Raw genomic sequence first — 13,759 nt, 5'->3', positions numbered from 1 at the left:
CGCCGCCCGCACCCGCGGCCCCCGCGATGACGAAGCCCGCGGCGGGCGACGGCCTCCCGCGGGCCGCGAGGGACCGGTCCGCACGGTCGGGCGTCGGGCAGGACCGGCACGAGGACGACATCCTCATCGACGACGTCCTCGGCCAGATGGTCAAGCTCGGCGCGTCCGACGTGCACTTCACCACGGGTGCCCCGCCGACCGTGCGCGTGGCGGGCTCGCTGCGCCCCATGGACGGCTACGCGCCGCTCATGCCGGAGCCGCTGCGCCGCGTCATCTACTCGATCCTCACGCAGAAGCAGCGGGAGACGTTCGAGGCGAACCTCGAGCTCGACTTCTCGTACGCGGTGCGCGGCCTCGCCCGGTTCCGCGTGAACATCTACCAGCAGCGCGAGTCCATCGGCGCGGCGTTCCGCGTGATCCCCTACGAGATCAAGCCGCTCGAGGACCTCGGCGTCCCGGCCGTGGTCGGCACGTTCGCGGGCCTGCCGCGTGGCCTGGTGCTCGTCACGGGCCCGACCGGCTCGGGCAAGTCGACGACGCTCGCCGCGATCATCGACCTCGCGAACCGCACGCGCGAGGACCACATCATGACCGTCGAGGACCCGATCGAGTTCCTCCACCGGCACAAGAAGTCGCTCATCAACCAGCGCGAGGTCGGCGAGGACACGCACTCGTTCGCGAACGCGCTCAAGCACGTGCTGCGGCAGGACCCGGACATCATCCTCGTCGGCGAGATGCGCGACCTGGAGACGATCTCCGTCGCGCTCACCGCGGCCGAGACCGGTCACCTCGTCTTCGCGACGCTGCACACGCAGGACGCCGCCCAGACGATCGACCGCATCATCGACGTCTTCCCGTCGCACCAGCAGGCCCAGGTCCGCACGCAGCTCGCGGGCGCGATCCAGGGCGTCGTCTGCCAGACGCTGTGCAAGCGGTCCGACGCCCCCGGGCGTGCCGTCGCGACCGAGGTCATGGTCGCGACGCCCGCCATCCGCAACCTCATCCGTGAGGGCAAGACCCACCAGATCTACTCGGCCATGCAGGCCGGGGCGAAGCAGGGGATGCACACCTTGGACCAGCACCTCGCCGACCTCGTGAAGACCGGCAAGATCAGCTACGAGCTCGGGCTCGAGAAGTGCCACCACGTCGAGGACTACAACCGGCTCACCGGCCGGTTCTCGGGTGCCTCGCAGGGCTCCGTCGGTCTCGGTGACGAGGCCACGATGGGCACCGGCTCGTACGGGCAGGCCTTCTGATGGCCGCCACGAAGACGTACGAGTACGCGGTCCGGGACAAGTCCGGGAAGATCGTCAAGGGCCGCGTCGAGGCCAACAACCAGGCGGCGGTCGCCAACCGGCTCCGCGAGATGGGCCTCGCGGCCGTCTCGATCTCCGAGGTGTCGACCTCGGGCCTCAACGCCGAGATCAACATCCCCGGCTTCGGCGGCAACAAGATCTCGCTCAAGGACCTCGCGGTCATGTCGCGTCAGCTCGCGACGATGATCGACTCCGGCCTGTCGCTCCTGCGCGCGCTCGCGATCCTCGCGGAGCAGACCGAGTCGAAGCCGCTCGCCAAGGTGCTCGGTCAGGTGCGCAACGACGTCGAGGTCGGCGTCGCGTTCTCCACGGCGCTCGGCAAGCACCCCGACGTGTTCCCGCCGCTCATGATCAACATGGTCAAGGCGGGCGAGGTCGGCGGCTTCCTCGACCAGACGCTGCTGTCGGTCGCGAACAACTTCGAGGCCGAGGTCAAGCTCCGCGGCAAGATCAAGTCGGCGATGACCTACCCCGTCGTCGTCTTCATCGTCGCGATCCTCGCCACGACCGGCATGCTGCTGTTCATCGTGCCGGTCTTCGCGGGCATGTTCTCGTCGCTCGGCGGGACGCTGCCGCTGCCGACCCGAATCCTCATGTTCCTGTCGCAGGCGCTGAAGATCACGATCATCCCGACCATCGTCGGGCTCGGGATCTTCGCGTTCTGGTGGGGAAAGCACAAGAACGACCGCGGGATCCGGGAACGGGTCGATCCGTGGAAGCTCAAGGTGCCCGTTTTCGGGCAGCTCTTCCGGAAGATCGCGATCTCCCGGTTCACGCGGAACTTCGGCACGATGATCCACGCCGGCGTCCCGCTGCTGCAGGCGCTCGACATCGTGGGGGAGACGAGCGGCAACCTTGTCATCGAACGCGCCGCCAAGGCCGTCCAGGAGTCCGTGCGCCGCGGTGAGTCGCTCGCCGGCCCGCTCTCGCAGCACCCCGTCTTCCCGCCCATGGTCGTGCAGATGATGGCCGTCGGTGAGGACACCGGTGCGCTGGACACGATGCTCGCCAAGGTCTCCGACTTCTACGACCAGGAGGTCGAGTCGACGACCGAGCAGCTCACGAGCCTGATCGAGCCGATCATGATCGTCGTCATCGGGGCAATCGTCGGGTCGATGGTGATCGCGATGTACATGCCGATCTTCGGGATCTTCAACCTCATCGAATGACGAATGCTCCGAGCGAGTGAGTTTCGGGACTTCTCGGAACTGCGAGCTCAAGCCTCCGCCGGCCCCGGCCGATGTCCGGGGTGCACGACTGAACCGGCGGTCGCCGGACTGAAGTTGAACACCGACACCATCAACGTGACACAGGGAGCAGCAGTGATCGCTCGCATCCGCAAGTCCATCGAGGAGAAGGACAAGGGCTTCACCCTTATCGAGCTCCTCGTCGTCATGATCATCATCGGCATCCTCGCCGCGATCGCCATCCCGGTCTTCCTCAACCAGCGGAAGAAGGCGAACGACACGGCCGCCACGTCGGACGTCTCGACGCTCGGCAAGGAGATCGCCACCTACTACGTCGACGCGACGACGGCCCTCACCGCCGCCCAGGTCGCTCGCTCGAGCGCCACGCCGGCGCGGTACACCGTGAACGGCGTCGACGTCGGCAAGGCCTCGTCGAACATCACCGCGGTCACCTTCGTGCCCGGCACGACGACGACCATCCAGGACGCCGCGTCCACGTGGTGCGTCGACGTCACCTACTCGGGCGGCACCCAGAGCCGTGCGAAGTACTCGGCCCAGGACGGCCTCGTCAAGGGCGCTGCCTGCTGACGTCGCGTTCCTGATGGGGCGGGAGCGCTCGCTCCCGCCCCATCTGCCGTCCGACCCGCTCCTCTCCTGCACGTGGTGACTCCCCGAAAGGGTCTCGAGATGCCGCACCTCCAGCCCGCGTCCGCCCCCCAGCGCGTCGACGCGGGCTTCTCGCTCATCGAGCTGGTCGTCGCGATGGTGATCCTCGGGACGATGAGCCTCGCGATCATCGGCGTCGTCCTGCAGAGCCAGGCGCAGAGCGTCGTCAACCGCAACCGTGTCGCCGCGGCGAACCTCGCCGCGCGGGAGATCGACATCGTGCGCGACGAGTTCGCGCGCAGTGCCACCGCGCCGATGACCGTCGCCAACGCCGGGACGGTCGTCAACCCCCACAACCTCCCCGGCCAGACCGTGGGCGCGCCGCTCGTCGTCGACGGGGTGTCGTACACCGTGCGTCGCGACGTCGCGTGGTCCGTGGTCGGCAACGGGCAGTCCGCGTGCAACGGCGGCAGCGTCGTGACGTACCCGACGCTCCGCGTGACGGTGAGCGTGACGTGGCCGCGCATGGGCTCGGTCAAGGCGGTGACGTCGAGCACGCAGCTCGCACCGCGCAAGGACGACGGCGTCCAGGGCAACGCCGCGTTCGTCGCGGTCCGCGTCTCGACGGCCGCCGGCACCCCGAACCCCGGCCGGTCGGTCAGCGTGTCCTCCGGCAGCGAGACCCGCAGCGCCGTGACCGACGCCTCGGGGTGCGCCGTCGTCCAGGTCAACCCGGCAGCGGGCACGGGCACCGAGTACACCGCGCGGGTCGTCGACCCCGGGTACGTCGACGTGTCCCGCACGACGAGCCCCGCCAAGGCGGTCGGCTTCGTCCAGCGTGGCCGCCTCAACAACGGCGTCCAGTTCACGTACGACCAGGCCGCGACGATGCGGCTGCGCTTCGTCGACCCCGTGACGCTCGCGCCCGTGACCGACGCGGACGTCCTCGGCAACGTGGTCACGCTGGTCGCGTCGGAGTTCGCCGGGTCGAGCGGCGCCTGGAGCGTGCCGATCACCGCGGCCACCATGGACGTGACCGGCCTGTGGCCGACGACCTACGGCGTGTACTTCGGCACCACGGCGCCGGGTGGCGGCTACCCGACGACGGCAGTCCAGCCCGGCTCGACGGTCACTGTCGACGTCCCGCTTCCGGCGGTGACGCCGTGATGCGGGTGTCGCAGCGGCGCGACGACGGTCAGTCGCTGCCGGAACTGCTCGTCAGCATGATGATCCTCGGGATGATCATCGCGGCGGTGGCGACCCTCGCGATCGGGTTCCAGCGCACGGTCGTGCAGAACATCACACGGCAGGACCAGGTCGACGTGGCGCGCGCGTCGGTCGACCGGCTCAGCAAGACGCTGCGGACCGCCGTGAAGCCCAACAAGCTGTCGAGCTGCACCACCACCGCGTGCGACATCGACGCGTTCGTCATCGCGAACACCTACTCGATGCAGTTCTACGCCAACCTCGACAACTCGTCGGGGGCTGTGCGTGGGCCGAGCCGGATCTCGTACTCGGTCGCGACCAGCGGGCCCGACGCGGGCGTGCTGGTCGAGAAGGTGCAACGCCCGGACACCGCAACCCCGGCGGCGGGCGCCGGATTCACCTACTGCAACGCAGAGGCGTCCGGTGCGACGGCGGCGTGCCGCAGTCGACTGCAGGTCCGCCGCCTCGCCACCGACGTCCGCACGTCCGGCGGTACGCCGCTGTTCCAGTACTACCGCGACGACGGCAGCGCGATGACGGTGCCGAGCAGCGGGTTGACGGCGGCGGACATGGGCGAGGTCCTCTCGGTCGAGGTCACGCTGCGGGTCCGCGACAACGCCCAGACGAGCACCGGCACCACCACGTACATCCAGCGCATCCTCCTGCCCAACTCACTGGCCGTCCTCCGGCCGGAATCGGACACGCCGTGATCCTGCGTCGACTGAGGAGCTCCGAGGACGACCGGGGCGCCGCCCTGGTGATCGTCGTCGGCTCCATGCTCGTGCTCGCGATGCTCGCGTTCGCCGCGCTCTCGTTCACCGTCTCGAGCCAGCGCTTCTCGCGTCTGACCCAGGACTACACCGGGGCCATGGCCGCCGCGCAGTCGGGTGTGGACGACTTCATCAGCCGCCTCAACCGGGACAGCTCGTACGGTCGCACGGTGGACTGCGGGAACGCCGCCTGGCGTGGGCCCGTCACGACGACCAACTCCTGCGGCTGGAGCGCGACCACACCGGTCGGCTGGCAGCCGGTCGTCTCGGGCGCGACCGGTCCCAAGGACCCGGTGTTCCACTACCTCGTCGGGGCCTACAACGGCAGCACGGGGACCTACCTGCTGACGGTGACCGGTCGCGTGGGGGACTCCTACCGCACCATCGAGACCGCGGTCGGCCGTGGCGCCTCGACCGACTACGTCTACTACACCGACTTCGAGTCGGCGGACCCGGCCAACATCCAGGCCTACAACAAGACGGACTACCCGAGCGGCGTCCCGTCGGACGTCTGCGGCCGGAGCGGCAACACCCTCGCGAAGTACTGGTACAACGGCCGGTCCGCGTACAACGCGGCGAACAACCCGGACTGCATGGAGATCACGTTCATCGGCGGCGACCGCCTGGACGGCGAGGTGTTCACCAACGACACGATCCTCGGCACGGCGCGCAGCGGTCTCAAGCCGGTGTTCCTCGAGCAGGTGTACACCGCGGACACGCGCTGCAAGAACGCCGGCACGACGAACTCGTCGTGGGAGAGCTACTGCCTGCGCAGCGGCTCGGTGGCCGACTTCAGCGGCAAGAAGCCGAAGTACGACGACCCGCTCTACCTCCCGGACAACTCGGGGGAGTTCGCGACGCACCCCGGGTGCCACTACTTCGGGTCGACGCGCATCGTCTTCGAGAAGGGCGCGACCGCGACGAGCCCCGGCAAGATGCGCGTCTGGAACAAGACGAGCGTCAACAACAACCGGGCCCCCGTCGCGATCCGGCTCCCCGGCACCGCGTCGGACCCGAGCTGCGGCTCGACGACCGACCTCAACTCGGCGGCCGGTGCCCTGGTCGACGTCCCCAACGAGATGGTCGTGTACGTGGCCGCGTCGGGCGGCGCGCTGCGCCAGTGCTACGCGGGCGAGATCGGGGGCGTCAGCGGCAAGACGCTGCCGCTCGGCGACTTCTCCGCCGCGAAGACCACGCCGACGTCGAGCATCACGAGCTACAAGGCCGACACGAACATGCTCGAGTCGACCAAGTACTGCGGCGAGGGCAACCTCTACGTCGAGGGCGTGCTCCAGGGCCGCGTGACGGTCGCCGCCGCGCAGTCCGTGGTCGTCACCGGCGACCTCGTCCTCGCGGGCGGGCTGTCCAACAACGACCGTGACATGCTCGGGCTGGTCGCCACGAACGCGGTCGAGGTGTTCCATCCGCGCGTCGGTGACGTCAAGTCGGTCACGCGGTGCGTGGCCTACCGGGCGAACGGCTCCTGCCAGACCTACGGCCAGGTGTGGAACACGGACGCGCCCGAGAACGTCGGCGAGGTGTCGGGCTGGCCGAACCGGTACGTCGACCCGTCCACCGGTGCCAAGAACCCGGCGGACGGCGTGCAGATCGCCGGCTCGATCCAGACGCTGCTGCACTCGTTCCTCGTCCAGAAGTACGACGTCGGCGGTGACGCGGGCACGCTCCTGGTCAACGGCTCGATCGCGCAGCGCTGGCGCGGCATCGTCGGCAAGGGGAACGAGGGCTACACGAAGCTCTACCAGTACGACACGCGCCTGCAGTACTCGCGGCCCCCGTTCTTCCCGGAGTGGGCGAACGCGGAGTGGACGATGCGGTACAGCGGCGAGATCCCCACGCCGCAGAACCTGCGGCAGTGACGTCCGCACGACAGACGTCCACGACCGGATGAGACCGTCCTCCACGCGGCGTCGCGCTCAAGTGCGCGGCGCCGCGTGCCGTTGACGCATGAAGATTCGCCGAAGCACCGTGCGGCGGCCCTCATCACCGGGAGCACCCTTCCGCTCGCACGATCGCGCCGTTCGGGCGCCAGGCGTGGGCCGACGGGCGCCCGGATCGACACGGGGGGACGACTAGCATGGACAACCGCCTGGAGACCGACGGCCGGCCGCTGCCCGTCCGGGGCTGCAGGCTGCCACGACCGGCGTCGACGACCACCGCCTCGACACCCTGTACACGCGTGCGAACGCCTGACCTCGGAGCCCGCCGATGACCCCCGACGAGCTCGCGGTGCTCGCCGCCGCCCTCCCCGTCGTCGCCGGCCTGCTCGGGCTGCTCGTCGGGTCGTTCCTCAACGTCGTCGTCTGGCGCGTGCCGCGCGGCGAGTCCGTCGTGCACCCGCCCAGCGCCTGCCCGCGGTGCGGCCACGCGATCCGCGCCCGCGACAACGTCCCCGTCGTGTCGTGGCTCCTGCTGCGCGGCCGGTGCCGCGACTGCGGCGCCCCGATCTCCGCGCGCTACCCCGCCGTCGAGGCCGCGACGGGCGTGCTGTTCGCGCTCACCGCGTGGTTCGCCGGCCCGAGGTGGATCCTGCCCGCGCTGCTCTACCTCGCCGCGATCAGCGTCGCGCTCACGCTCATCGACATCGACACCAAGCGGCTCCCCGACGCGATCGTCCTGCCGTCCTACCCGGTCGCCCTGGCCCTGCTCGCCCTCGCGAGCGCGAACCCGGGCGGCACGTCGGACTGGGGCGCGCTGGTGCGTGCCCTCGCGGGCGGCGCGATCCTCTTCGTCGTCTACCTCGTCACCGTGCTCGTCTACCCGGCCGGCATGGGGCTGGGCGACGTCAAGCTCGCCGGCGTGCTCGGGCTGTACCTCGGCTGGTTCGGCTGGGGAGCACTGCTCGTCGGCTGGTTCGCCGCGTTCCTGCTCGGCGGCGTGTACGCCGTCGGGCTGCTCGTCGCGGGCCGCGCGGGCCGCAAGTCCGGCATCCCGTTCGGGCCCTGGATGCTCGCCGGCGCCGCGGTCGGCGTCGTCGTCGGCGAGTCGCTCTGGAGCGCGTACCTCGGCGCCCTCTGACGAGGCACGCAGCGCAGACAACTGGTGCGCAGCGCTCAAGTCGGGAGGGGTCCCGGCCGATAGCAGGGGTGAATCGTCGCCCTTCCCGGAAGGACCCTCGTGGCCACCACACGTGTCATCGGGCTCGACATCGGTTCGTCCTGCGTCCGTGCCGCCGAGATCGAGTTCGGCAGCGGCGGCCCGACCGGGAAGAACCCGCCCACCCTCGTCCGCTTCGGACAGGTCCAGCTCCCGCTCGGTGCGGTGCGTGACGGCGAGGTCGTCCAGCCCGAGACCGTCTCGCAGGCGCTGCGACAGCTGTGGGCGCAGGCCAAGTTCGAGTCCAAGGACGTCATCATCGGCGTCGGCAACCAGCGCGTCATCGTGCGCGAGCTCGACCTGCCCTGGATGCCGCTGCCCCAGATCAAGGCGTCGCTCCCGTACCAGGTGCACGAGATGCTCCCGATGTCCACGGACGACGCGCTGCTCGACTTCTACCCGACGGCCGAGTACGACGGTCCGCAGGGCCGCGCCGTGCACGGCATGCTCGTCGCCGCGCAGCGCGACACGGTGACCGCGAACGTCCTCGCCGTCGAGGGCGCCGGCCTGCGTGCGCGCATGGTTGACCTCAACGCGTTCGCGCTGCACCGGGCCCTCGCCCGCGGCGAGCTCGCGCGTGCGACCGCCGCGTTCGTCGACATCGGCGCGACCATCACCACGGTCGTCATCTCGTCGCAGTCCACCCCGCGCCTCGTGCGCTCGCTGCCCACGGGCGGCCAGAACATCACGGCTGCCGTGGCGAGCGCGATGGGCATCTCCGCCCAGGAGGCCGAGGGCGTCAAGCGCGAGGTCGGTGTCGGTTTCGCCGTCGGACGTGAGCGTCAGGACGCGGCCGAGGCCGTCGGCTCCGTCGTGCGCACGCTCGTCGAGTCCGTGCGCAACACGTTCGTGTACTACGGCAGCAACAACAACGGCGCGGCCATCGACGTCATCGTCCTGACGGGCGGCGGCTCGCAGCTGCCGGGCCTCGGGCAGTACCTGTCGAGCGCGAGCCGCATCCCCGTCACGCTGGGCGACCCGCTGCTGGGCCTGCGTGCCGCCAAGTCGTTCTCGCGCGAGTCGCTCAACGGGCACGAGCCGTTCGTCGCCCTGCCCGTGGGCCTGGCCTATGGAGTCGCCGCATGAGCACCGTCCTGGAGAAGAAGCCGCGGACGAAGTCCGCCGGTGGCGGGACCGCCCTGAGCGGCACCCTCCCGCAGGTCAACCTGCTGCCGCCCGAGGTCCGCGCCGCCCGAGGTCTGCGTGCGACGAAGCGCTGGCTGCTGATCTCGCTGGTCGTGACGTTCGCGCTGTGCGCGGGCGGGTTCGGGCTCGCACTCATCTCCGGCGCGTCCGCCGCGACGGAGCTCGCCGAGGCCCAGGCCGAGACCGAGCGCCTCGAGCTCGAGCAGCAGAAGTACGCCGAGGTGCCGCAGGTGCTCGGTGCGCTCGACCAGGCGACGACCGCGCGCTCCGTGGGCATGTCGACCGAGGTCGAGTGGAAGCCGTACGTCGACGCGATCACCGCGGTGCTGCCCGCAGGTGTCTACCTCGACACGTTCACGGTGACCGGCGCGACCCCGACCGTTCCGGCCGCTGCGCCGACCGACCCGTTGCAGGGGCCGTCCGTGGGCCAGATCCAGTTCACGGCGTACTCGAGGACCGTGCCCGACGTCGCGGCGCTCATCGACTCGCTCGCGAGCGTCCCCGGCTTCACCGACCCGTGGGCCACGTCGGCCGAGCTCACCGAGGAGGACGGCGTGTTCTACAACGTCATCGCCACGGTGCAGTTCACCGACACCGCGTACGCCCACCGCTTCGACGCGGTCCAGGAGGGAAGCTGACATGAGTGGTGCGAAGAAGAGCACCTGGATCGGCGGGACGGTCTTCATCGGTCTCGTCATGGCCGTCGCCGCGTGGTTCCTCGCGATCTCCCCGACGCTCGCCGCCGCGGCCGAGCTGCGGACGGAGGCGCAGCAGACGCGCGAGCAGAACGACCTGCTGGACCTCCGCGTCAAGAAGCTCGCGGCGGACTTCGCGAAGCTCCCCGAGTACCGGGCCCAGCTCGACGCGCTCCGGACGCAGATCCCGGTCGAGGCGAACCTCGCGGCGTACATCCGCGAGCTCGACGCGATCGCCGTCGCGCACTCGGTCACGCTGATCGGGGTGTCCCCGAGCACGGCCCAGGCCGTCGTCGTCGCGCCGCCCGCCGCCGCGCCCGCCGCGGAGACCCCGGCCGGCGAGGTGCCCGCCGAGGGCTCGACCGAGGCGACCGGTGCGACCGACGGCACGGGCGCGACGCCCGCCCCCGAGCAGGCCGCAGGCGCGCCCGCCGGGTTCGCGGCGATCCCGTTCTCGATCACCGCGCTCGGCACGTACGACAACGTGATCGCGTTCCTGTCGGACATCCAGAACGCGACGCCGCGCCTGTTCCTGGTGACCGGCCTGGTCGGCACGGCGCAGGACCAGGCGGACGCGGGGGCCGGTCGTCCGGCGACCGCGCCCGGTGACCTGGAGCTCATCATCTCGGGCCAGACGTACGTGCTGCCCGACGCCCTGGCGGTGCCCCCGACCGAGGAGGCCGCGCCGCCCGCGCTGCCCGGTGCGGTCCCCGGCAAGAACCCGCTGCTGCCCATCCCGGGCCAGTAGGTCCGAGTCGCACGACCGGAAGGGCCGGGCCCGCCCAGGAGGCGGACCCGGCCCTTCCGCGTGCACCCGTCGTGGGAGGATGCGGCCCATGCTGCGCTGGTTGACGTCAGGTGAGTCGCACGGTCCCGCCCTGGTCGGGATCCTCGAGGGACTGCCGGCCGACGTGGAGGTCCGTTCGTCCGACGTGCAGGCGGCGCTCGCCCGCCGGCGGCTCGGGTACGGCCGCGGCGCGCGCATGAAGTTCGAGCAGGACGACGTGCGGCTCCTCGCGGGCGTGCGGCACGGTCGCACCCAGGGTGGTCCGGTCGCGATCGAGATCGGCAACACCGAGTGGCCCAAGTGGCAGGAGGTCATGGCGGCCGACCCGGTCGACGACCCGGCCGTCCTCAACCGGGCCCGCAACGCCCCGCTCACGCGCCCGCGCCCGGGCCACGCCGACCTGGTCGGGATGCGGAAGTACGCCTTCGACGACGCCCGGCCCGTGCTCGAGCGCGCGAGCGCGCGCGAGACCGCCACGCGCGTCGCCCTCGGCACCGTCGCGGCGGCGTTCCTCGAGCAGGCGGCGGGCGTCCGTCTCGTGTCGCACGTGGTCGGCATCGGCCCCGTCGCCGTCCCGGAGGACGCGCCCGCGCCGACGCCCGACGACGTCGCCGCGCTCGACGCCGACCCGGTGCGCTGCTTCGACCCCGCCACGTCGGCCGCGATGGTCGCCGAGATCGACGAGTGCCACAAGGACGGCGACACGCTCGGCGGGGTCGTCGAGGTGCTCGTCCACGGCCTGCCCGCGGGGCTCGGGTCCTACGTCCACGCCGATCGCCGGCTCGACGCGCGCCTCGCGGGCGCGCTCATGGGGATCCAGGCGATCAAGGGTGTCGAGGTCGGCGACGGCTTTCGCACCGCGACGCGCCGCGGGTCGGTCGCGCACGACGAGATCGAGCGTGACGACACGGGCCGCATCGTCCGTCGCACCAACCGTGCGGGCGGTCTCGAGGGCGGCATGACCAACGGCGAGGTGCTGCGCGTCCGGGCGGCCATGAAGCCGATCTCGACCGTGCCGCGTGCGCTCGACACCGTCGACACCGCGACCGGGGAGCCCGCGAAGGCCCAGCACCAGCGGTCGGACGTGTGTGCCGTGCCGCCCGCGGCCGTCGTCGCCGAGGCCATGGTCGCGCTCGTGGTCGCGGACGCGCTGCTGGAGAAGACGGGCGGCGACTCGGTCGCGGAGGTCCGGCGCAACCTCGCCGGCTACCTCGACGCGGTGCCCGAGCTCCTGCGCTGACCTCAAGGCGGGCGGACCGGCTGCCGATGCCCTGGTGTGACGCAGCTGCAGGACCCGCCCCTGGTCGACGCGTCCCCGGAGCCCGACGGCACGACGTGGCTCGCCCGGGAGACCTCGAGGCTGCAGGAGGCCCGCCCGCGCCTGTGGGTCGCGCTGCGCGCGGTCTGGCAGCGTCCGGTCCTCGGCGTCGTGCTCCTCGCGGCCGTCACGTGCGGTGCGCTCGGCGCCGTCATCCCCGACGGTGACGCGGGGTGGTTCCGCTCCGCCGGGAGCACCATGCTCGGCCCCGACGTCCTCGACGTGTTCGCCGACGGCGGTCTCCAGATCGGCCCGCTGTACCTGCTCGTGCTCGGCCTCGCGACCCGGGCGCTCGACCTGGTCGGCGTGTCCCCGCTGGCCCCGCTCGCGGCGGTGCAGGCCGCTGCGATCGCCTGGTTCGCGATGTGGACGACGCGGCGCGCCGCACGCCTCACGGGGGCACCCGTCCTGCCCGCGCAGTGGGCCGTCGGGCTCGTGCTGTCCCTCGGCGGCTTCCTGGCCGAGGGCATCGGCAACGGCCACCCGGAGGAGATCCTCATCGGTCTCGTCCTGGCCAACGCCGCGCTGAGCGCCGCCGCGGGGCGACACGTGGTCGCCGCTCTGCTCGTGGGTGTCGCGACCGGCGTCAAGCAGTGGGGCCTGCTCGGAGGTCCTGTCGTGCTCCTGGGCCGGCGCGTCGGCGGGACGCTGCTCGGGGCCCTCACGGCGGCCGGCGTCACCGCCGCCCTCTACCTGCCGTTCCTTCTCGGTGGCGACGTCCGGACCTTCGACATGTCCTGGGGCTTCCGGAACGGCTCGCTGCTGGGCTACGTCGCCGGCTGGGTCGGCGAGTCCGAGTGGGCCATGCGCGTCGTCCAGGGCGGGATCGCGGGCCTGCTCGGGGCGCTGGTCGCCCTGCGCCGTCGGGGCTCGCCGCTGCTGGTGGTCGTGGTCGTGGTCGCGGCACGCCTCCTGCTCGACCCCATGCGCCTCACGTACTACGCCGGACCCCTCGTCGCGGTGCTGCTGGTCTGGGCGTGGACGAGCGACGTCGCCCTCGTCCGACGCTGGCGCCTCGTGGGGTCGCTCGTGGCGCCGGCCGTCGTGCTGGCGCCCTACCTGCTGCCGACGACGGTGCTGTGGCGCACCGGTGACCTGCTGCTGGTCGCGGTCCCCGTCCTGGCGCTCGTCCTCGACCGCCGGACGGCTCAGCAGCCGACGACCTCGTAGACCGCCGCGGAGCCGCCCCGGTCGACCAGCCGGACGCCCGCCGGCGGTGCCGTGCGGAGGTCCACGACGGCGCCCTCGGTGTTCCACGGCGCGGTGTCGACGTAGAGGTGCGTGACCCCGAGGCGGCGGAGCGCGGCGCACACCCGCGGGTCCGACCCGAGGTCCTGGACGTGCGCGCCGACGAACGCGACGTCGGGGTCGCGTGGCGCGACCTGCGTCGGGGGGACGACCCGCACGCCGGCGCGCTCACCGAGGTTCACGACCCCCGAGTACGGCGACCCGAGGAGGACCGCGTCCGGGGGCAGCAACACGTCGAGCCGGCGGGCGAGGTCGAGCTCGTCCGCGTCGGCGAGGGCGGGAAAGCCGGGCTGCGGCCAGGACGTGCGCGCGGCGAGCGCGGTGAGCCCGACCCCCGCCGAGACTGCCGACGCGGCGACGAGGGTC

13 protein-coding genes are annotated in these 13,759 nt (G+C 71.6%); 12 read left to right on the top strand and 1 reads right to left on the bottom strand.

Going from position 1 to position 13,759, the window contains the following annotated elements; all coding sequences use genetic code 11:
- From HGA02_RS02350 to HGA02_RS02295, 12 genes are all read left to right on the top strand, one after another.
- Positions 1-1,256, top strand: a 1,256-nt coding sequence (locus tag HGA02_RS02350; RefSeq protein ID WP_281357086.1) for a type IV pilus twitching motility protein PilT, incomplete at its 5' end; no start/stop codon positions are given.
- Positions 1,253-2,485: a type II secretion system F family protein gene (locus tag HGA02_RS02345; RefSeq protein WP_210728060.1), complete on the top strand. Its 1,233-nt coding sequence runs from the start codon at positions 1,253-1,255 to the stop codon at positions 2,483-2,485. The genes HGA02_RS02350 and HGA02_RS02345, both read left to right, overlap by 4 nt.
- A 153-nt stretch (positions 2,486-2,638) precedes the next feature.
- Entirely contained in the window at positions 2,639-3,091 is a 453-nt protein-coding gene (locus tag HGA02_RS02340; protein WP_343035217.1) for a type II secretion system protein, read from the top strand.
- 99 nt (positions 3,092-3,190) lie between these two features.
- Positions 3,191-4,276 carry a type II secretion system protein gene (locus HGA02_RS02335; RefSeq protein ID WP_168677155.1) on the top strand — a complete coding sequence of 362 codons (1,086 nt, stop codon included), beginning with the start codon at positions 3,191-3,193 and terminating at the stop codon, positions 4,274-4,276.
- Complete coding sequence (locus HGA02_RS02330; protein WP_168677153.1) at positions 4,276-5,025, top strand: prepilin-type N-terminal cleavage/methylation domain-containing protein; 750 nt, start codon at positions 4,276-4,278, stop codon at positions 5,023-5,025. Before HGA02_RS02335 ends, HGA02_RS02330 begins: the two co-directional genes overlap by 1 nt.
- Positions 5,022-6,962 carry a hypothetical protein gene (locus HGA02_RS02325; RefSeq protein WP_168677151.1) on the top strand — a complete coding sequence of 647 codons (1,941 nt, stop codon included), beginning with the start codon at positions 5,022-5,024 and terminating at the stop codon, positions 6,960-6,962. Before HGA02_RS02330 ends, HGA02_RS02325 begins: the two co-directional genes overlap by 4 nt.
- Before the next feature lie 349 nt (positions 6,963-7,311).
- Positions 7,312-8,121, top strand: coding sequence for a prepilin peptidase (locus HGA02_RS02320; RefSeq protein WP_168677149.1), 810 nt, complete (start codon positions 7,312-7,314; stop codon positions 8,119-8,121).
- Between the two features lie 99 nt (positions 8,122-8,220).
- Positions 8,221-9,285, top strand: coding sequence for a type IV pilus assembly protein PilM (gene pilM, locus HGA02_RS02315; protein WP_168677147.1), 1,065 nt, complete (start codon positions 8,221-8,223; stop codon positions 9,283-9,285).
- The gene (locus tag HGA02_RS02310; RefSeq protein WP_168677145.1) at positions 9,282-9,983 is read left to right on the top strand and encodes a PilN domain-containing protein; all 702 of its coding nucleotides are present in this window, start codon (positions 9,282-9,284) and stop codon (positions 9,981-9,983) included. The genes pilM and HGA02_RS02310 overlap by 4 nt, the downstream gene beginning before the upstream one ends.
- Position 9,984: 1 nt before the next feature.
- The gene (locus HGA02_RS02305; RefSeq protein WP_168677143.1) at positions 9,985-10,788 is read left to right on the top strand and encodes a hypothetical protein; all 804 of its coding nucleotides are present in this window, start codon (positions 9,985-9,987) and stop codon (positions 10,786-10,788) included.
- Between the two features lie 88 nt (positions 10,789-10,876).
- Positions 10,877-12,067, top strand: a complete 1,191-nt coding sequence (gene aroC / locus HGA02_RS02300) for a chorismate synthase (RefSeq protein WP_168677141.1) — start codon at positions 10,877-10,879, stop codon at positions 12,065-12,067.
- A gap of 36 nt (positions 12,068-12,103) precedes the next feature.
- Positions 12,104-13,315, top strand: coding sequence for a glycosyltransferase 87 family protein (locus tag HGA02_RS02295; protein WP_168677131.1), 1,212 nt, complete (start codon positions 12,104-12,106; stop codon positions 13,313-13,315).
- Here the strand turns inward: HGA02_RS02295 and HGA02_RS02290 are convergent.
- Positions 13,294-13,759: DUF6541 family protein (locus tag HGA02_RS02290; RefSeq protein WP_343035216.1), on the bottom strand; the 466-nt coding region annotated here is incomplete at its 5' end. The genes HGA02_RS02295 and HGA02_RS02290 overlap by 22 nt on opposite strands.

The sequence above is a fragment of the Cellulomonas septica genome, from assembly GCF_012396155.1.
In the GTDB taxonomy this organism is placed as follows: domain Bacteria; phylum Actinomycetota; class Actinomycetes; order Actinomycetales; family Cellulomonadaceae; genus Cellulomonas; species Cellulomonas septica.
The sequence above is the reverse complement of the archived record's forward strand: the minus strand, read 5'-3'. Positions and strand labels throughout refer to the sequence as shown.

Excerpts from the sequence above, each read along its gene's own strand:
- HGA02_RS02320 (WP_168677149.1), top strand. The coding sequence starts at position 7,312 with ATGACCCCCGACGAGCTCGCGGTGCTCGCCGCCGCCCTCCCCGTCGTC.
- HGA02_RS02310 (WP_168677145.1), top strand. The coding sequence starts at position 9,282 with ATGAGCACCGTCCTGGAGAAGAAGCCGCGGACGAAGTCCGCCGGTGGC.
- aroC (WP_168677141.1), top strand. The coding sequence starts at position 10,877 with ATGCTGCGCTGGTTGACGTCAGGTGAGTCGCACGGTCCCGCCCTGGTC.
- HGA02_RS02330 (WP_168677153.1), top strand. The coding sequence starts at position 4,276 with ATGCGGGTGTCGCAGCGGCGCGACGACGGTCAGTCGCTGCCGGAACTG.
- HGA02_RS02305 (WP_168677143.1), top strand. The coding sequence starts at position 9,985 with ATGAGTGGTGCGAAGAAGAGCACCTGGATCGGCGGGACGGTCTTCATC.
- HGA02_RS02335 (WP_168677155.1), top strand. The coding sequence starts at position 3,191 with ATGCCGCACCTCCAGCCCGCGTCCGCCCCCCAGCGCGTCGACGCGGGC.